Raw genomic sequence first — 18,748 nt, 5'->3', positions numbered from 1 at the left:
CTCAGAACCGGCCAGCAGCAAAGGGGGCTGGCGAAATCGGGGGGGCCTGACGGTCAACCATGGCCCCAACAAGCTCGGCCGTGCCTGCGGATTGGGTCAGCCCAAGATGCCCATGGCCGAACGCATAGAACACGCAAGACGCATTTGGAGAAACACCGATGACCGGGATGCTGTCAGGCATCGACGGCCGGAACCCCATCCATTGCGTGCCTCCTTCGGTCTTGAGGCCGGGTAGAAACTCTTCGGCTTTGTGCAATAACGTGTCGGCTCGTTTGAAATTGGGGGCGAGGTTCAGACCGCCCAACTCGACCGCGCCGCCGATCCTGACGCCATTGTTGATCCGGCTGGCAACGAACCCATGCCGCGAGAAGGACAGGTGCATCCGCAGATCAAATGCACCTTCGGGCAGGGTCGTGTTGTATCCACGCTCGGTTTCAAGCGGGAATCGGTCACCAAGAGTTCGGGCGATATGATGCGACCATGCGCCGGCAGCCACGACCACTTTCGTCGCGTCCACGGGCCCTTCCGCCGTTTCAAGGCGCATGCCACTTTGCTGTGGCACCAACGCCTGAATATCGCGCCGCTCGATCCGGCCTTGCCGGTTTTGAAAGGTCTGGGCAAGGCGCTCGACCCATTTCTTGGGATCAACAGTATTCAACCAGTTGGGCGTAAATCCCGCATGAGTGAACCGAGGACTGAGACCCGGCTGTTTTTCGGCAATCGCCTCGGGGCTTTCCAGCAGTTCAAAGTCGATACCATGCTGGCGGCGCACCTCCCAGGCGGGCAGGCTTGCACGGTATTCGGCCTCGGATTCGTACAGCTGCATCTGACCGTCGCGCTGCATCATCGCCTCGCCGTCAACCGCTGGGATCAACCGTTCAAGCGCGGCACTGGACAGTTGCATGAGGCTGGCCTGAGCGGCCAACAGCTCGGCATAGCGACCGGGCTGGCTGGCCCGCCAGAAACGGTACATCCAGGGTGCAATCTGCAACGCATAGGCAGGCGGGATAGACAGGGGACCCAACGGGTCCAGCAGCCACTTTGGTGCCTTTTTCATGATGCCGGGCGTTGCCAGAGGCTCAACCTCGGAAAAAGCAAAGGCCCCGGCATTTCCGGCTGATGTCTGCGCCGCAACGCCTTCCTTGTCCAGAACCAGCACGGCATGACCCCGGCGCTGTAATTCCAGCGCAATGGTCATGCCAATCACGCCAGCTCCGATGACGACGATCTGCTGGGTCATACCTCAATCCCCGAACGGAATGGATCAGCCTCGGCAAACATCAACCGCGATTCCGCCATGACATAGGCCTGCCCGGTGATCGAGGGGATGACACCGCCGTTGGGCCCAGCCTGATAGGACAGGCGATAGGTGCTGCCAATGACACTTTGCTGGACGATTTCCTGCCCCGGGGCCAATAGACCCTCAGCGGCCAGACAGGCCAGCCGAGCAGAGCTGCCGGTGCCACAGGGCGACCGGTCGTAATTGTCATCCGGGCACAGAACAAAGTTGCGGCTGTGAATCGCTTGCTCGGGCGATGCGTCCTGAAAGATTACATGATCAATCGGTTCACCCTGCTCGCCGCCAACCCCCTGCGCGATCGAGGCTTTGCGGATAGCAACGGCCCTATCGGTCAGCTCCCGAATATTGGCCGGAATGACGGAAAGCGGGCTTGGATCGACGATAAAGAACCAGTTTCCACCATAGGCCACATCCCCTGCAACCTCTCCGAAACCGGGCACATGAAGTGAAATGTCGCTGTGAACGCGGCGGCTTTCGATATTCGTGACCGTGACAGTATTGGCATCGTGCAGCTCGACCGTGACAACTCCGGCTGGCGTTTCGATCCGATGTATTCCAACATCGATCCGACCAAGATGCGCCAGTGTCACGGTCAGGCCAATGGTTCCGTGGCCGCACATTCCCAAAACAGCATCGACATCAAAATAGATCACGCCGGTGACACAGGTTGGATCAACCGGTTCCACCAACAAGGCCGCGACCATGGCCGGTTGTCCGCGCGGTTCAAGCATGACCGAACGATAGAAATCCCTGTATTCGATGTCCAGCCGCCGGGCGCGTTCAGCCAGAGGGCCAGAGCCCAGATCTGGAGCGCCATCGAGGATGACCCGGGTCGGTTCTCCTCCGGTGTGGCTGTCGATCACATGCATTCTGCGATCACCCCACCTTGTTTCAACCAATCGGCGAACCAAGCCCCAAACAACGCGTATTGCTGTTCGCAATAATTCCGCTGTGCATCTGTCAGGGCATCAGTTTCATTGAAATGCAGGCGGTATTCCTCTTCCCCGTTCAACACCAGAAGATGCTTGTAATACAGCACAAGATCCGGACCCTCATCAAAACTGGACAGCACCTGAATGGCCTCGGTCAGTTCTTGCGCCCGTAACCGGGCTTCGGCATCGCCCCGCGCGGCCTTTTGAGAAAGCGCAGCCAACAGCAACGCCTCACGTGGGAGGGCCGTTCCGATCCCGGTGATCGACCCGGTTGCCCCACAGTTGACGAAACCGTGGTAAACCTCGGTGTCCACACCCACCATCAACGTCACATCATCATCCTGACTGGTGATGTTTTCCGCAGCATAGCGCAGATCGTCCTTGCCCCCGAATTCCTTGAACCCAATGAGGTTAGGGTGTTCGGCGCGCAGGGCAAAGAACAGATCAGCCTTTGTTGCGAAACCATAATATGGGCTGTTGTAGATAATTGCCGGCACGTCCGGCGCAGCGGACAGGATTGCCTTGAAATGGTTCTTTTGCGCAGTTGATGAGCTCCCGCGGGACAGAACCCGGGGAATGACCATCAACCCGACAGCGCCGACCTTTTGCGCATGTGCAGCGTGGGCCTCGGCGGATTTGGTGTTGATTGCCCCGGTTCCGACCACAACCGGCAGCCCGGCATCCACCAGACGTTCCACCCCTTCCATGCGCTGCGCATCCGTCAAAAGCGGCCAGTCGCCCATGGATCCGCAATAGACAACCGCAGACATGCCTGCGTCGATCATTTGCTTGCCCTTCCGAACAAGTGCGTTGAAATCCGGCTGCCTATCCGCCGAGCAAGGGGTCATGAGCGCGGGCATCGTACCGCTAAATACATTGGTCGACATACGGTGCTATCCTCTAGTTACAGGGGTCCAGATAGGCGTCAGGCGCCCGTTTTCACGCGATAACGGATATTGGATACAAAATCCATATATAATTCGACGCAAAAGCCCGCGTTGGACCTTTCGTCTGACGCGGGTGTTTTTGACTGTCTAAACGGCAATTATCTCAACCGCAGGCCGGTTTCAGGATCAAACAGCATGGTGCGTTCCGGGCGGATCGAAATACCGATGCGTGTACCCTGCTTACTGCGCTCGTCTTCGCGCTCTTCAACGATCAGCTTGTCGCCATTCGATGTCAGCAAATAGGAATAGCTGACGCCGCCAAGCGCCTCGGTCAGATCAACGGTGCAGGTATCGCCCGATCGGTCGACCTGAATATGTTCCGGGCGGATACCCAGCGTGACCCGAGACAGACCCAAAGGAACCGATGCTGGGACGGGCAGAGGCTGAGTGATCGCCGGATGAGTCACCTGACCATCGACGATGTCGCAATCCAGAAAGTTCATGGCGGGCGAGCCAATGAACCCTGCTACAAACTTGTTATCTGGATCCCGATACAGATCCATCGGCGCACCGACCTGTTCGATCCGACCATCGCGCAGCACCACGATCTTATCGGCCATGGTCATCGCCTCGACCTGATCGTGAGTCACATAGATCATGGTCGCGCCAATTTCATTGTGAAGCCGGGCAATTTCCACACGCATCTCAACGCGCAATTCGGCGTCCAGGTTGGACAGAGGTTCATCGAACAGAAACACCTCGGGGCCGCGCACAATCGCACGCCCGATGGCAACGCGTTGGCGCTGACCACCCGACAGAGCCTTGGGTTTGCGTTTCAGATACTGGTCCAGCTTCAGGATACCCGAGGCTTCCTGAACCTTCCTGTCGATCTCGGCTTTTGCCACGCCGTTCATCCGCAGGCCAAACCCCATATTCTCGGCCACAGTCATATGCGGGTACAGGGCATAGGTCTGGAACACCATCGCCACGCCCCGTTTCGCCGGGTCCTGATGCGTCACCTCACGCGCCCCGATGTGAATCTGGCCCTCGGTCGTTTCCTCAAGCCCTGCGATCATCCGCAATAAAGTGGATTTTCCACATCCCGATGGGCCAACAAAGACACAGAATTCACCATCCTCGATTTCGAGGTCGATCCCGTGAATCACCTGTGTCTGGCCATACCGCTTAATCGTTTGGTTCAGAGTTACTCCGGTCATGTCGCTTGTATCCTGTCCTTCTGGCCATCGGGGCGTGTTTCAGGGAACCGCCAGGCCTGAGCTTCGGCCGCGATTTGTTCGGCCACCCGGCGCACGCGGGGAATCCAAGCCTCGAGCTGGTCGAAATTCATCCGCTCGGTCGAGCCGGTCACCGATATTGCACCCAGCATCCGCCCGCCCGGCGTTCGGATCGGGCAGGCAACACAAATGATCCCCGTCTCGTGTTCTTCATCGTCCAGGGCGTAGCCCCGGCTGTGGATCAGCTCTAGATCGGACCGCAGCGCAGCTTCCGAGGCCAAGGTCTTATCCGTAAACCGGTGAAAGCTTTGCTGTGAGATCACCTTGTTCAGCTCAGCCTCGTCCAGAAAGGCCATCATCGCCTTGCCCACACCCGTACAATAGGCCGGTCCGACCTTGCCCGCCTGTGAATACATCTCAACCGGCTGGGCGGCATTGCGCTTATCGACATACAGAACCTGACCAGAATCGAGCTGCGCCAGATGCACAGTCTCGCCCGTTTCACCGCTGAGCGTATCGAGAAAAGGCCTGGCAATCGGCGCCAGTGAGCTTTGCGTCCACGCTGCATGGGCCAACCGAACCAGCCTCAAACCCGGTGCATAGGTCTGCCTATCCGGGTCATAGGACAACATCCCCTGATTGGTCAGGGATTGCAGAAACCGATAGAGCGTTGCCTTGGGAAAGCGGCTGCTTTCCAGCAGTTCCGCAAAGCGAACCGGCCGCTGAAACGCGGCCACCTGATCAAGCACGTCACATGCTTTCCCTATCGTTCCATCACCTGCCACGGGCGCTCTGTCTCCTCCAGTTAACCTTCGGCCTCAGCCAAGAGGGTCTTGACAAGACTAACCGAGTCGATGTGTAGTTTTCAACATATAAAACTAAGTTCCAATATATGGAACTAAAATGGAAGCTAAGGGAGGAAACCATGCATTCCATCTACAAGCGCACCACGGCCGCTCTGGCCATGAGCGTTGCACTTGCTGTTCCCGCCTCTGCCGAGCTTACCGGCGAATTGCGGATATTCCTGGACACATCGAACCCGGCACCCCGGGCCACGATGGAAGCAATGATCGACAGATTTCAGCAACAGCATCCGGATTTGGCCATCGAGACAACGGTGATCGACCGCGAGGCCTACAAAACCCAGATCCGCAACTTCTTGACTGCGGATACTCCGGATGTCGCCACGTGGTACGCGGCGAATCGGATGAAACCCTATGTCGAGGCTGGCCTGTTCGAAGACGTCTCGGACCTGTGGGCGGAACCTGCGATTGCGGACAATCTGGCTTCAACCAAAGGTGCGATGACGATCGACGGCAAACAGTGGGGCGTGCCCTACACCTACTATCAGTGGGGCGTTTATTATCGCAAAGACATCTTTGACGAGCTGGGCCTGACCGAGCCCGCAACTTGGGAAGAAGAGCTGGCGAATTGCCAAAAGATCGTCGATTCCGGTCGCGCCTGCTATACGATCGGCACCAAGTTCCTGTGGACTGCCGGTGGCTGGTTCGACTACCTGAACATGCGCACCAACGGCTATGACTTCCACAACCAGCTGGCCAATGGTGAAATCAGCTGGGAGGATGACCGGGTCAAGCAGACCTTCGCCAACTGGAAACAGCTGATCGATATGGGTGCCTTCATCGACAACCACCAGACCTATAGCTGGCAAGAAGCTCTGCCCTTCATGGTCAACGGTGATGCGGCGGCTTATCTGATGGGCAACTTCGCCGTGGCGCCACTGCGTGAGGCGGGCCTGAGTGACGACCAGCTGGACTTCTACCAGTTTGTTGCCATCAACCCCGATGTCGAACTGGCCGAAGATGCACCGACCGACACGTTCCACATCCCGTCAAACGCGGCGAACAAAGAAGCCGCCCGTGAATTCCTGCGCTTCGTTGTGTCTGCGGATGAACAGACCGAGATCAACAATGGCTCGAATCTCGGCCAGTTGCCGGTCAATGCTCAGTCCTCGGTAGATGCCGACAAGTTCCTGCAGCAGGGCTTTACCATGCTGTCGTCAAACAGCCCGGGCGGAGTCGCCCAGTTCTGGGACCGCGACGCACCGGCAGAAATGGCCAAGGCGTCGATGGAAGGCTTCCAGGAATTCATGGTCAAGCCAGACAATGCGGACAAAATCCTGGCCAAACTCGAACGGGCGCGTCAGCGCATCTACGACAACTGAACCGGTCAGGATTGGCAAAGCCAATCCTGAGCCATGACCTGCGTAAGGCGGGTATCAACCCGCCTTACTCCGCCTACCAGAACCGGGGACGCCCATGACCGCCGTCGATACCCACGAACAAGAAAGCTGGTTCCACCGAAACCAACAGCGCATCGCGCCCTGGTTATTTTTGGCCCCAGGCCTGTTGTTCTTTATGGTCTATGTGATCATTCCGGTCTTTCAGTCCTTCAACCTGTCGCTTTACGAATGGGACGGCCTGGGGGCTGCCGAATATGTCGGCTTTCGCAATTATGAAGACCTGTACTGGGAATGGTCGGACCGGGATGCCTTTTACATCTCGCTCAAAAACAACCTGATCTGGCTGCTGCTCTATCTGGCGGCGATTCCGGCGGGTCTGTTCATCGCGCTGTTCCTGAACCAGACGGTCTGGGGCATTCGCCTGTATAAATCCTTGTTTTTCTTCCCCTTCGTGATTTCTCAGGTGGTCGTTGGCCTTGTGTTCACATGGTTCTACGATCCCACATTCGGCCTGCTGAACGAATTCCTCGGATTCTTTGGCATGGGCCCGGTGAACGTGCTGGGTGACGAGCGTTTCGTCACCTATGGCATCATCTTTGCCGGTCTCTGGCCGCAGACAGCTTATTGCATGATCCTTTACCTGACCGGCCTCAACGCCGTGGACCCCGAACAAATCGAAGCCGGGCGGCTGGACGGTGCCAAGAGCTGGCGGATGTTGTGGCATATCATCCTGCCGCAACTGCGCCCTGCCACCTTCATTGCCTTTGTCGTCACCATCATTGGCGCGCTTCGCAGCTTTGACCTGATCTCAATCATGACACAGGGCGGTCCGTTCGGATCATCGCGCGTGCTGGCCTATTACATGTTCGAGGTCGCCTTGTCCGAGTATGGCTTCCGCATGGGGTATGGCGCGGCTATCGCGGTGATCCTGTTCCTTATCATGCTGTGTTTCATCGGTTATTTCCTGTGGTCAATGTACCGCGAAGAAAGGGGGCACTGAGATGTTTCCCAAGCCAATCGAAAAACAACCTCGTGCAGCGCAGATCACCTATCAGGCGTTGCTGCCGCTGGCCTTGCTTTTGTGGCTCGGGCCGTTGCTGGCCGTCGCCCTATTCTCGGTCAAACCCGCCGCGGATTTCACCAATGCCAACTACTGGGGGATGCCGTCCAGCTTTGAGGGCGCATTCAACTATGGGCAGGTGTTTTTCAATTCGGATATGCCGCGCTATCTGATGAATTCTTTCCTGATCACCGTTCCCACGGTCATCGGGTGCGTCGCGCTAAGTAGCATGACGGGGTTTGCACTCGGCATCTACAAATTCAAATCGAACCTTTGGATCTTCTTCCTGTTCGTAGCGGGCAATTTCGTGCCTTTCCAAATCCTCATGGTGCCCGTGCGCGACCTGACGCTGGACCTGGGCCTGTACAACACCAAGACCGGGCTGGTCTTGTTCCACATCGCGTTCCAGACCGGGTTTTGCACCCTGTTCATGCGGAATTTCATCCGCGCCCTGCCCTTTGAACTGATCGAGGCGGCGCGGGTCGAAGGGATCAGTGAATGGCGTATCTTCTGGTACGTGGTGCTGCCGCTGATGAAGCCCGCCATTGCGGCGCTCAGTGTCCTGATCTTTACCTTCATCTGGAACGACTATTTCTGGGCTGTAGTGCTGACGCAAGGTGCTGAGAGCCAGCCTGTAACCGCAGGGATCACCAGCTTTAACGCGCAGTTCCGCGCCGCCTATCAGCTGATGAGTGCCGGTTCCATTGTCGCGGCGCTGCCGCCGGTTGCCATGTTCTTCCTGATGCAGAAACATTTTATCGCGGGCCTGACACTCGGTGCCGTGAAATAACATCAAGCTAAAGGTTTGCCTGATGACCAAAATCACTTTTATCGGGGCCGGTTCCACGATCTTCATGCGCAATATCGTGGGCGATGCCCTTTTGACCCCCGCCCTGGCCGACAGCCATTTTGCCTTGATGGATATCGACACACAGCGCCTGGCTGAGAGCGAATCCGTGGCCCGCGCCATGGTGCGCTCGGTCGGCACGGGGGCCACCATAACCACCCACACCGATCGACGCGCCGCATTGGAGGGGGCGGATTTCGTGATTACCGCCTTTCAGATCGGAGGGTATGACCCCTGCACAGTGACTGACTTCGAGATCCCCAAGCAATATGGCCTGCGTCAGACCATCGCCGATACGCTGGGCGTAGGAGGGATCATGCGCGGGTTACGCACCGTTCCGGTCCTGTGGGACGTGGCCCAGGACATGATGCAGCTCTGCCCCAACGCGACGCTGTTGCAATATGTGAACCCGATGGCGATCAACACCTGGGCTTTGGCCGAACGGTTTCCGACATTGAAACATGTCGGCCTGTGCCATTCGGTGCAAAATACGGTCGAGGAACTGGCCCATGATCTAGACCTGCCCAAGCACGAGTTTCGCTATAAGGTCGCAGGCGTCAACCATGTGGCTTTCTTCCTCAAGCTCGAGCATCAGGGACGCAATCTGTACCCTGCGCTCCGACAGGGATATGCCGGTGGACAGCTGCCGAAACCGCCCCTTTTGATGCCACGCTGCCCCAACAAGGTCCGATACGAAGTGATGGATCATCTGGGCTATTTCTGCACCGAAAGCTCGGAACATCTGGCCGAATATGTGCCCTGGTTCATCAAGGACGGGCGCGACGATCTGATCGAGCAGTTCTCGATCCCGCTGGATGAATATCCCACCCGCTGCGTCGAGCAGGTCGAGGACTGGAAAGAACAGGCCAAGACCCTGACCGACGGGCGTGCGGTTGAGGTGTGCCGCAGCCACGAATTCGCGGCGGACCTGATGAACGCCATCGTGACGAATACGCCCTACACCGCCTATGGCAACCTGCCCAATACCGGCCAGATCCCGCAACTGCCCTTGGGGGCTGCTGTGGAAACGCCATGCCTGGTGGACAGCAACGGGGTGCAACCCTCGGTCGTGACCGACATCCCACCGCAGCTGATTGCGCTGATGCGCACCCAGATCAACGTGCAGGAACTGACCGTGCGGGCGCTGACCGACCAGAACCCCGAATACATTTACCACGCCGCCATGATGGACCCACACACAGCCGCCGAGCTCGACCTGCGCCAGATCCGTAATCTGGTCAGCGATCTTTTGATCGCGCATGCGGATTGGTTGCCAGACTGGTGCAAACCGGCCAAAGCGGCATGACCAAATATTAAAGGGCTGACAATAATGACAAAAAAACGCCGCTCGCAGCATTGGTATGGCAAGCTGGACAAGGATGGTTTCATCCACCGGTCCTGGATGAAGAACCAGGGCTTTCCCGACCATGCCTTTGACGGGCGTCCCATTATCGGCATCTGCAATACATGGTCCGAACTGACGCCGTGCAATTCCGGCCTGCGCGATCTGGCCGAAGGCGTCAAACGCGGCGTGTGGGAGGCTGGCGGCTTCCCGGTCGAATTCCCGGTCATGTCGCTGGGTGAAACCCAGATGAAGCCCACCGCCATGCTGTTTCGCAACCTACTGGCCATGGATGTCGAAGAATCCATCCGCGCCTATGGGATTGACGGCGTGGTTCTGCTGGGTGGCTGTGACAAAACTACGCCGGGGCAACTTATGGGAGCCGCCTCGGTCGATCTGCCCGCCATCGTTGTCAGTTCCGGCCCGATGCTGAACGGTAAGTATCGCGGGCAGGATATCGGCTCGGGCACGGATGTATGGAAGTTTTCCGAAGCCGTGCGCGCCGGGGAAATGACCCTGCAGGATTTCATGAATGCTGAATCCGGCATGTCGCGCAGCGCCGGTGTCTGCATGACCATGGGCACCGCGTCGACCATGGCATCCCTGGTCGAAGCAATGGGCATGAGCCTGCCCACCAACGCCGCGCTGCCCGCCGTAGATGCTCGCCGAATGGCGCTGGCGCATCTGACTGGCAAACGGATCGTCGAGATGGTGGATGAAGACCTCAAACCCTCGGACATTCTGACCAAAGAAGCCTTTGAAAACGCCATTCTGGCCAATGCTGCCGTGGGCGGCTCTACCAACGCCGTGGTGCATCTGCTGGCTTTGGCCGGTCGTGTAGGCATCGACCTGACACTTAAGGATTTTGAGATCGGGTCGGATATCCCGCTGCTTGTGAACTGTATGCCTTCGGGCCAATACCTGATGGAGGATTTCTGCTATGCAGGTGGCGTGCCTGTGGTTTTAAACGAACTCAAACCCTTCCTACGACCTGCCAAAACGGTTCTGAACAAGGATATTTCGGCCCATTACGAAGGTGCAGAATGTTTCAACCGCGATGTGATCCGTCCCTTCAACGACCCAATAAAACCTGCCGCAGGCCTGCGTGTGCTGCGCGGCAATCTGGCGCCGAACGGGGCCATTGTGAAACCTTCGGCGGCCACGGACGCACTGTTGGAGACCGAGGCTGTGGCCCATGTCTTCGAAAGCATCGAAGATATGAAGGCCAATATCGACAGGGATGACCTGCCGGTGACGCCCGAGACTATATTGGTGCTGAAAGGCTGTGGACCCAAGGGTTATCCCGGCATGCCCGAGGTTGGCAATATGCCGATCCCGGCCAAGCTGGTGAAGGACGGTGTGCGCGACATGATCCGTATCTCGGACGCACGGATGTCCGGCACGGCATTTGGCACTGTCATCCTGCATGTCAGCCCCGAAGCCCAGGCGGGCGGCACGCTGGCGCTGGTCAAAACCGGTGACCGTATCCGTGTATCCGCTAGCAAGGGCGCGCTCGAGTTGCTGGTTGACCAAGTTGAACTGGACGCCCGACGCGCCGCATGGCAACCGGATGCTCCGCATTACACCCGCGGCTATGCCAAGCTTTACATAGACCACGTCCTGCAGGCCGATCAGGGTGCGGACCTGGATTTTCTTGTCGGCAAAGACACCCGCCTTGTGACCAGAGAGAGCCACTGATGGACCAACCCGCCACTTTCCACGACCTGAACGGTGCATCCGTCTTTATCACCGGAGGTGGTTCTGGTGTCGGGGCCGCTTTAACGGACGGATTTCTGGCGCAGGGTGCGCAGGTCGCCTTTATCGGGCGCTCCGACGCCAGTGCCTTTGTTGATGAGATGCGCGCCAAGCACGGGCGCGGGCCGCTGTTTCTGCAAGGCGACATGACAGATACCGACCTGCTGCGCGCCTCAATGGCCAAAGCCGCCGAGGCCCATGGCCCCCTTGGTGTGCTGATCAACAATGCCGCCAACGACAAGCGCCATTCGCTTGACGAAACCACGCCCAAATTCTGGGACTGGATGATCGAGGTGAATCTGAAGGCGTATTTCTTTGCCTGCCAAGAAGCCGCACGTCAAATGCAGGACAAGGGCGGATCAATCATCAATTTCAGCTCGATCAGCTATATGATGGGTAATTCCGGTTATCCGATCTATACGACATCAAATGCCGGGATCACCGGGATGACCCGGTCGTTGGCGCGCGAGCTTGGCCCGCAGAAAATCCGCGTTAATGCGCTGGCCCCCGGATGGGTTCTGACACAGAAACAGCTGGACATGTGGGCCACGCCAGAAGATCTGTCCGCACATCTGGAACGCCAATGCCTAAAGGACCACCTGACGCCCGAGGATATGATCGCACCGACCCTGTTTCTTGCGTCGGAAGCCAGTCGCGCCATGACCGGGCAATGCATGGCCGTTGATGGCGGTGTTGTAGTAACAGGATGAGAACATGACAATCGAATGGATCGCTGTTGATTGGGGAACAACTCATCTGCGGGCATGGGCAATGCAGGGTGACACCATTCTGGACCAGGCTCAGTCCGCAAGCGGCATGGATCAAATTCCCCGGGATGGGTTTCAAAAAGCACTGCTGGACCTGATCGAGGGCTGGCTTGGCGATACGGTCATGGATGTGGTCGCCTGCGGTATGGTGGGTGCGCGCCAAGGCTGGGTCGAGGCACCATATTCCGCTGTACCTTCGGTTCCTGTTCCCGATGCACCTGTCCGCGTTCCGGCAACAGATCCCCGTATCCGCGCCTTTGTCGTACCCGGGCTAAAGCAAACAAGCCCCCCCGATGTCATGCGCGGAGAAGAGACACAGATCGCCGGTTTTCTGGCCCACCGGCCAAACTGGGACGGCATCATTTGCCTGCCCGGAACGCATACCAAATGGGTACAGGTCAGCGCGGATGAAGTCGTCAGCTTCCGCACATTCATGACAGGCGAAATCTTCGGATTGCTCAGCAATCAATCCGTCCTGAAACATACGGTCAGCGAAGGCTGGGACGACGCAGCTTTTGCCGAGGCTGTGGCGGATGCCCTGTCCCGACCGGAACAACTTGCCGCGCGCCTTTTCGGCCTGCGGGCCACTGATCTGCTGCAGGGTCAGGACTCCGGTGTCGCACGCGCGCGTCTGTCGGGATACCTGATCGGAGCGGAACTGGCCGCGTCCCGTCCCTATTGGTTGGGCCAGCAGATTGCCATTATCGGGGACCAAAGCCTCTCGGAAATCTATGCCATCGCGCTGAAACAGCAGGGTGCATTTGTTGAAATAGCCGACAGCACGCAATCTACATTGGCAGGTCTTTTGCAGGCCCGAAATCTGACGAGGCAAACCGCATGAGCCGTCCTATCATTGCAATTCTGCGCGGTCTGCAACCCACCGAGGCCGCCGAGGTCGGGCAGGCCCTGATCGACGCGGGCATAGACCGGATCGAGGTGCCCCTGAACTCACCCGATCCGTTGACCAGCATCGGCATTCTGGCGGAACGTTTCGGCGATCGCGCATTGATCGGCGCCGGAACCGTCCTGACCATCGAACAGGTCGATGCGGTGGCCGGGGTCGGCGGCAAGCTGATTGTCTCGCCAAATTTCGACGCTGAGGTGATACAGCAGACGATCAAACTGGGCATACAAAGCTGGCCAGGCGTCTATACCCCGACCGAGGCCTTTGGCGCGCTCAGGGCAGGGGCAACCGGGCTCAAACTGTTTCCGGGCGTGATGGCGGGGCCCTCGGGCCTGGCCGCAATACGCCCGATCCTGCCCAAGGACGCGCTGGTCTTTGCCGTCGGTGGGGCAGGCCCCGAAAACTTTGCCGAATGGCTCATGGCCGGGACGGACGGGTTCGGGATCGGGTCGGCCCTGTATAAACCGGGAATGGCCGTTGCCGACATTGCAGAGCGCGCGCGAAAGATCGTCTTGGCCTATGACAAGGCCGCCCAATGAGTGTCGTGTTTGACGACCGTCCCTGCGATCTGGGCGAAGGGCCTTTGTGGCACCCGGAACGGGCGCAGCTATTCTGGTTCGACATCACCGGCAACCGCCTGATGACCCAGAAGGACGGGCATCAGCAAAGCTGGCAGTTCCCGGAAAATGTTTCAGCAGCGGGCTGGGTGGACAGGGACACGCTGTTGATGGCTTCCGAGACCGGGCTGTGGCGCTTTGACCAGAAAACCGGCGCGCGTAGCTTGGTCACCCATCTAGAGGCGGACGATACGGTCACCCGTTCCAACGATGGCCGCGCTGATCCCTGGGGCGGTTTCTGGATCGGCACCATGGGCAAGAACGCCGAACCCGGCGCTGGGTCCATCTATCGGTTCTGGCGCGGAGAACTGCGGCGGCTGGTGCCGGATGTCACGATCTCGAACGCCATCTGTTTTGCGCCGGATCGCTCTTGCTCCTATTTCACCGACACGGTCACCAGACAGGTCATGCGCTGGAGTTTGGACCCGGAAACCGGGTGGCCAGAAGGCCAAAGCACCGTGTTCCTCGACCTTACCAAAGACCAGCTGAACCCTGATGGAGCAGTGGTCGATACGAGCGGAAATATCTGGATCGCCCAATGGGGCGCCAACCGCGTGGCTGCTTACTCGCCTGAGGGTCGGTTCCTGAAGGCGGTCGGTTTTGACGCGGCCCATGCCTCGTGCCCGGCTTTTGGCGGACCAGACCTGACAACGCTGTTCTGCACCACCGCTCGCCAAGGGCTGGATGCAACACAGATTGAAACCCAACCTACCAACGGAATGACCTTTGCCGCGCCCGACGCAGGCAAAGGTCAGGCAGAGCACAGAGTCATCCTATGAACCCCGAACTTGGCGTTTGCTATTACCCCGAACATTGGCCAGAGGCGATGTGGGCGGACGATGCAGCACGTATGGTCGAAACCGGCCTGACATGGGTGCGGATAGGCGAGTTCGGCTGGAGCCGGATGGAGCCCACGTCGGACGATCTGCACTTCGACTGGCTGGATCGCGCAATCGAAACCTTAGGTTCTGCCGGGTTGAAAGTGGTGCTGGGCACGCCAACAGCGACGCCGCCACGCTGGATGCTGGCCAAATACCCGGACATGCTTGCCGTGGATGCGCAGGGTCAACCGCGCAAGTTCGGCTCTCGCAGACATTATTGCTTTAGCCACACCGGGTATATCGAAGAATGCGTTCGGATCGCACGTGTCATGGGCGAACGCTATGGGCGCAACCCGCATGTCGCAGCATGGCAGATCGACAATGAATATGGCTGCCACGACACCACTGTCAGCTATAGCCGACGCGCCCTACACGCCTTTCAAAACTGGCTGGAAGGTCAATACAGCACGATTGAAACCCTGAATGCAGCGTGGGGAAATGTGTTCTGGTCAATGGAATATAACAGGTTTGATCAGATCGACCTGCCGAACCTGGCAGTGACAGAACCCAACCCGGCCCATGTTCTGGCCTTCCGGCGGTTCAGTTCAGATCAGGTGGTGGCCTTCAACAGGGCACAGGTCGAAGTGCTGCGGCCCCTGACCGATGCGCCTTTGCTGCACAATTACATGGGGCGTGTGCTCGATTTCGACCACTTCGCAGTGGGTACCGATCTGGATATCGCCACATGGGACAGCTATCCGATCGGGTTTCTATCTGACCGGCTTGAGGCGGATAAGGCACATAAGTCGGCCTTTCTGCAGCAAGGCGATCCCGACATGCAGGCCTTTCATCACGATCTGTATCGCGCTGTGGGGCGCGGGCGTTGGTGGGTGATGGAACAGCAACCCGGCCCGGTCAACTGGGCCCCTTACAACCCTGCGCCCCTGCCGGGCATGGTGCGCCTGTGGTCGCTTGAGGCCGTGGCGCATGGGGCAGAAGTGGTCAGCTATTTCCGCTGGCGGCAGGCGCCCTTTGCGCAAGAACAGATGCATGCAGGACTGCTGATGCCGGACAACCGCTCTGCCCCGGCTTTGGCCGAGGCGCGCCAAACCGCCGATGATTTGGCCGGGCTGGGAGCAATCACACAGGCCCGAACGGATGTCGCGATCCTATTCGACTATGCCTCGGATTGGGCCTGGGCGACGCAACCTCAAGGGGCTGGGTTCGACTATTTCAAACTGGTCTTTTCAACCTACCAAGCCCTGCGCCGAGCCGGATTGTCAGTGGATTTCCTGCCTGCGGAGGACATCCCAAAGGCGGGATATAAGGTGATCCTTGCACCGGGTCTGGCGACCATTGGTCCCGATCTGGAACAACGCCTGACCGATGGTTGTGAACTGGCTGTTCTGGGCCCGCGCTCTGGCGCCATCACGCTGGACTTTCAGATACCCGCAACTGGTCGCCCCGGGCTGACTGCACTGGATTGCACTGTCGATCTTGTGGAAACTCTGCCCCCTCAGGTGACCCGGGAAGTTGATGGTGGCGGCGCAGCCCGTCACTGGGTTGACCGCCTGTCAGGAAAGGCCCCGGACCTTTTGACATTTCAAGACGGAACACCTGCCCTGAAAGGGACCGACCACATGTGGTATCTGGCCGGGTTCCCGAATGGCACGTTATGGGATCGCGTGATCAGCATGGCCGCTGCTCGGACAGGCATTGCCTTGCATCCGATGCCTCAGGGTCTGCGGCGACGCCAGACCGCCGGGCATACATTCCTGATCAACTACAATTCGGCGCCGGTTGAATGGAACGGCCGGATGATCGAAGCCTGTGATGTGTTCATTCAGGAAAATGACACGCCCGCCGAGGGGTAACCCCGGCGGGCGCAAACTGCGAGGCGCTTAGTTCGCCTGCAAACTGTTGGGATCAAAGGCACCGCCATTGCCCGAAGGCGTTTCAGTACCAGAATCCTCTTCTTCGTCACCCAGAGTATTCGGCGCAAACACATTGCCGAAACCGCTGTTATTCGAGGGTTTCGGGGCCGATTCCTGCGCACCCTCTCCCTCTTGCTCAGCCGCTTCCGCCTCGCGCTTTTTGCGCTGTTCTTCGCGCTGCTTGCGCAGTTCTTGAATACGCAGATCAGCTTCAAGGCGCTTTTGCTCTTTGACATCTGCGACACACTGAGCCGGATTATAGGCGGTTGCGGTTCCGACCACAGTGATCGTGGCAACCGCAAAGACAACCAGCAGAACCGCAGCAAGGTTCCCGGCAAAGAAGCTGGGAAGCTTGATTTTACCCGCCAGTTCCTCGACCGTGGCGTTCTTGCGTGCAGCAGCCACCAGTTCCTGTCGCTTCAGCTTGGCCTCGTTCAGCAGGGCAAAGAACACCGTCAGCGCCACGATGATGAAGGCCAGCGCCGAGATCGAGGGCGTGATGCCATAGCGCACCTTCTGTGCCAGTTCGATGGTCAGCGTCGGGTATTCACCAAAGGTGAAGGTGGTGGTGTTGTAGTTCTCGAACGAGGCCAAGAACGCCAGCACTGCCGCGCTGGCAATCGCCGGACGCATGAACGGGAGCATGATCTTGCGGAACGCCTGAGCATGGGTTGCACCCAGATCCAGCGCGGCCTCGGTCAGCGCCATATCATAGCGCTGCAACCGTGCCACCAGCACCAGCATGCAATAGCTGGCGATAAAGGTGGATTGGCCGATCACCGTCAGGAATATCCCGTTTGACAGGAAACTGTCGGCACCCAAGCCCAACATCCGGTTGATCCGGTCCCAGAACACCAGTGTCGAGATACCCAGAACAACGCCCGGGATCAGGATCGGCGCGATGATGACCGTATAGTAGGTCGCACGCAGTTTCGGCCAGATCTGCGTCAGCATCAGCGCGCCCGCTAGACCCATCGCCACCGATAGAACCACCGTTCCGGCACCGATGATCAGTGAGTTCTTGATGCCGTTCAGGATGCGTTGGTCCTGAAACAATTCGCCAAACCACTGGAAGGTCAGACACTCCCACGGTGTCATCCTTGGGAATTCGGACGAGTTGAAGGCCGTGACCGACATGATCACCAGCGGACCCAGAAGGTACAGGAAGAACAGCACCAGGTAGACCCAGATGCTTACACGGAGGAAGGACAAATTCATTTCCCGATATCCCCCATATTCACCTTGAACAGGCGCATTACGGCCAGCACGAACAAGATACAGGTCACCAGCAGAACGATGGCGTAGGCGGCACCCTGCGGCCAGTCATTGTTGTCGTTGAACTGCTGATAGATCAGCTGCGTGAACCACAGGGAGGACGGCCCACCCAGAATTTGCGGCGCGGCCAGCGCACCTGCGGACAGCATGAACACCATAGTACAGCCCGAACTGATCCCTGGCTTGGCATAGGGAATGACCACGCGCCAATGGATACGCCACCAGGGGGCTCCCAAATCTCGCGCCGCCTCGATCTGGTTTTTATCCAGACTTTCTATGACGTTATACATCGGGAAGATCATCAGCAGGATATAGGCATAGCCCAGCCCGGCATAGAGCGCGATGTCATTGCGGATGAAATCAAACGGCATATCCCAGACCCCCAGCCCAGTGAACAGCGTGTTCAGTACACCGGTTTCGCCAAAGATGATTCGCAGGGCAAAGGCGCGCAGGATCTCATTGATCCAGTAGGGGATGATCAGCATGATCGCAAAGATGCGGATGTGACTGCCCTTGGACTGACCCAGATAATAGGCGATCGGATAGCACAGGATCAGGTTGAAGATCGTAACGCATACCGCGGCCAGAAGGGTGCGGAAAAACACCCTCAGATCGACGGAGTTATAGTCCTGGCTGCCGCCTTCCGGGCCATAGATCAGGTATTTGTAGTTCTCCAGCGTATAGACATCTTTTGGCCCCCCGATCTCGGGCGGGGGCAGGTTTGGCCGGAATGAGAAATCCAGCATCGACAGCTGCGGCAGGATGATCAGGCCGATGGTCCAGAACAGGACCAAACCCAGTATCATCAATCCCATGCCGGTGCCGTTGCGGTTGAAGAATTCTTTCAGAAAATGGGGCATATTTTTATC

The 18,748-nt window shown here is 58.3% G+C and carries 17 protein-coding genes; 10 read left to right on the top strand and 7 right to left on the bottom strand.

All coding sequences use genetic code 11. The annotated features are described in order from the left end of the window. Position 1: 1 nt before the first annotated feature. The 5 genes from AC2FJV_RS11825 to AC2FJV_RS11805 form a co-directional block, all read right to left on the bottom strand. A complete protein-coding gene (locus AC2FJV_RS11825; protein ID WP_496713806.1) occupies positions 2 to 1,240 on the bottom strand; it encodes an NAD(P)/FAD-dependent oxidoreductase in 1,239 nt (412 codons plus the stop codon). After that, the gene (locus tag AC2FJV_RS11820; protein WP_496713805.1) at positions 1,237 to 2,169 is read right to left on the bottom strand and encodes a 4-hydroxyproline epimerase; all 933 of its coding nucleotides are present in this window, start codon (positions 2,167 to 2,169) and stop codon (positions 1,237 to 1,239) included. Before AC2FJV_RS11820 ends, AC2FJV_RS11825 begins: the two co-directional genes overlap by 4 nt. Continuing rightward, entirely contained in the window at positions 2,160 to 3,119 is a 960-nt protein-coding gene (locus AC2FJV_RS11815) for a dihydrodipicolinate synthase family protein (RefSeq protein WP_281995060.1), read from the bottom strand. Before AC2FJV_RS11815 ends, AC2FJV_RS11820 begins: the two co-directional genes overlap by 10 nt. A gap of 158 nt (positions 3,120 to 3,277) precedes the next feature. Next, positions 3,278 to 4,336 carry an ABC transporter ATP-binding protein gene (locus AC2FJV_RS11810; RefSeq protein WP_271948765.1) on the bottom strand — a complete coding sequence of 353 codons (1,059 nt, stop codon included), beginning with the start codon at positions 4,334 to 4,336 and terminating at the stop codon, positions 3,278 to 3,280. Further along, positions 4,333 to 5,139, bottom strand: coding sequence for an IclR family transcriptional regulator (locus AC2FJV_RS11805; protein ID WP_496693729.1), 807 nt, complete (start codon positions 5,137 to 5,139; stop codon positions 4,333 to 4,335). The genes AC2FJV_RS11810 and AC2FJV_RS11805 overlap by 4 nt, the downstream gene beginning before the upstream one ends. A gap of 140 nt (positions 5,140 to 5,279) precedes the next feature. Between AC2FJV_RS11805 and AC2FJV_RS11800 the strand changes: the two genes are divergently transcribed. The 10 genes from AC2FJV_RS11800 to AC2FJV_RS11755 all read left to right on the top strand — a co-directional run bounded on the left by AC2FJV_RS11800 (position 5,280) and on the right by AC2FJV_RS11755 (position 16,544). Beyond that, the gene (locus AC2FJV_RS11800; RefSeq protein WP_142636170.1) at positions 5,280 to 6,539 is read left to right on the top strand and encodes an ABC transporter substrate-binding protein; all 1,260 of its coding nucleotides are present in this window, start codon (positions 5,280 to 5,282) and stop codon (positions 6,537 to 6,539) included. A gap of 94 nt (positions 6,540 to 6,633) precedes the next feature. Then, positions 6,634 to 7,557 carry a carbohydrate ABC transporter permease gene (locus AC2FJV_RS11795; RefSeq protein ID WP_142636168.1) on the top strand — a complete coding sequence of 308 codons (924 nt, stop codon included), beginning with the start codon at positions 6,634 to 6,636 and terminating at the stop codon, positions 7,555 to 7,557. A gap of 1 nt (position 7,558) precedes the next feature. Further along, the gene (locus tag AC2FJV_RS11790; RefSeq protein WP_142636166.1) at positions 7,559 to 8,407 is read left to right on the top strand and encodes a carbohydrate ABC transporter permease; all 849 of its coding nucleotides are present in this window, start codon (positions 7,559 to 7,561) and stop codon (positions 8,405 to 8,407) included. A gap of 22 nt (positions 8,408 to 8,429) precedes the next feature. Next, entirely contained in the window at positions 8,430 to 9,770 is a 1,341-nt protein-coding gene (locus AC2FJV_RS11785; protein ID WP_496713804.1) for an alpha-glucosidase/alpha-galactosidase, read from the top strand. Between the two features lie 24 nt (positions 9,771 to 9,794). Then, the gene (locus AC2FJV_RS11780; protein ID WP_496713803.1) at positions 9,795 to 11,504 is read left to right on the top strand and encodes an IlvD/Edd family dehydratase; all 1,710 of its coding nucleotides are present in this window, start codon (positions 9,795 to 9,797) and stop codon (positions 11,502 to 11,504) included. After that, positions 11,504 to 12,271 carry an SDR family NAD(P)-dependent oxidoreductase gene (locus tag AC2FJV_RS11775; protein WP_142636160.1) on the top strand — a complete coding sequence of 256 codons (768 nt, stop codon included), beginning with the start codon at positions 11,504 to 11,506 and terminating at the stop codon, positions 12,269 to 12,271. Before AC2FJV_RS11780 ends, AC2FJV_RS11775 begins: the two co-directional genes overlap by 1 nt. Before the next feature lie 4 nt (positions 12,272 to 12,275). Then, on the top strand, positions 12,276 to 13,169 hold the full coding sequence (locus AC2FJV_RS11770; protein ID WP_142636158.1) for a 2-dehydro-3-deoxygalactonokinase: 894 nt from the start codon (positions 12,276 to 12,278) through the stop codon (positions 13,167 to 13,169). Continuing rightward, positions 13,166 to 13,771, top strand: coding sequence for a 2-dehydro-3-deoxy-6-phosphogalactonate aldolase (locus AC2FJV_RS11765; protein ID WP_496713802.1), 606 nt, complete (start codon positions 13,166 to 13,168; stop codon positions 13,769 to 13,771). The genes AC2FJV_RS11770 and AC2FJV_RS11765 overlap by 4 nt, the downstream gene beginning before the upstream one ends. Then, complete coding sequence (locus AC2FJV_RS11760) at positions 13,768 to 14,628, top strand: SMP-30/gluconolactonase/LRE family protein (RefSeq protein WP_496713801.1); 861 nt, start codon at positions 13,768 to 13,770, stop codon at positions 14,626 to 14,628. Before AC2FJV_RS11765 ends, AC2FJV_RS11760 begins: the two co-directional genes overlap by 4 nt. Beyond that, positions 14,625 to 16,544 (top strand): beta-galactosidase, encoded by a 1,920-nt coding sequence (locus tag AC2FJV_RS11755; protein ID WP_496713800.1) that lies wholly within the window; start codon positions 14,625 to 14,627, stop codon positions 16,542 to 16,544. Before AC2FJV_RS11760 ends, AC2FJV_RS11755 begins: the two co-directional genes overlap by 4 nt. A 27-nt stretch (positions 16,545 to 16,571) precedes the next feature. Here the strand turns inward: AC2FJV_RS11755 and AC2FJV_RS11750 are convergent, their stop codons facing one another. Both AC2FJV_RS11750 and AC2FJV_RS11745 read right to left on the bottom strand, forming a co-directional pair. Then, positions 16,572 to 17,822, bottom strand: a complete 1,251-nt coding sequence (locus AC2FJV_RS11750; protein WP_142636150.1) for an ABC transporter permease — start codon at positions 17,820 to 17,822, stop codon at positions 16,572 to 16,574. Then, positions 17,819 to 18,739, bottom strand: coding sequence for an ABC transporter permease (locus tag AC2FJV_RS11745; RefSeq protein WP_496689419.1), 921 nt, complete (start codon positions 18,737 to 18,739; stop codon positions 17,819 to 17,821). Before AC2FJV_RS11745 ends, AC2FJV_RS11750 begins: the two co-directional genes overlap by 4 nt. Positions 18,740 to 18,748 lie beyond the last annotated feature (9 nt).

Source organism: Ruegeria sp. CDSA241 (assembly GCF_059611265.1).
The sequence above is the reverse complement of the archived record's forward strand: the minus strand, read 5'-3'. Positions and strand labels throughout refer to the sequence as shown.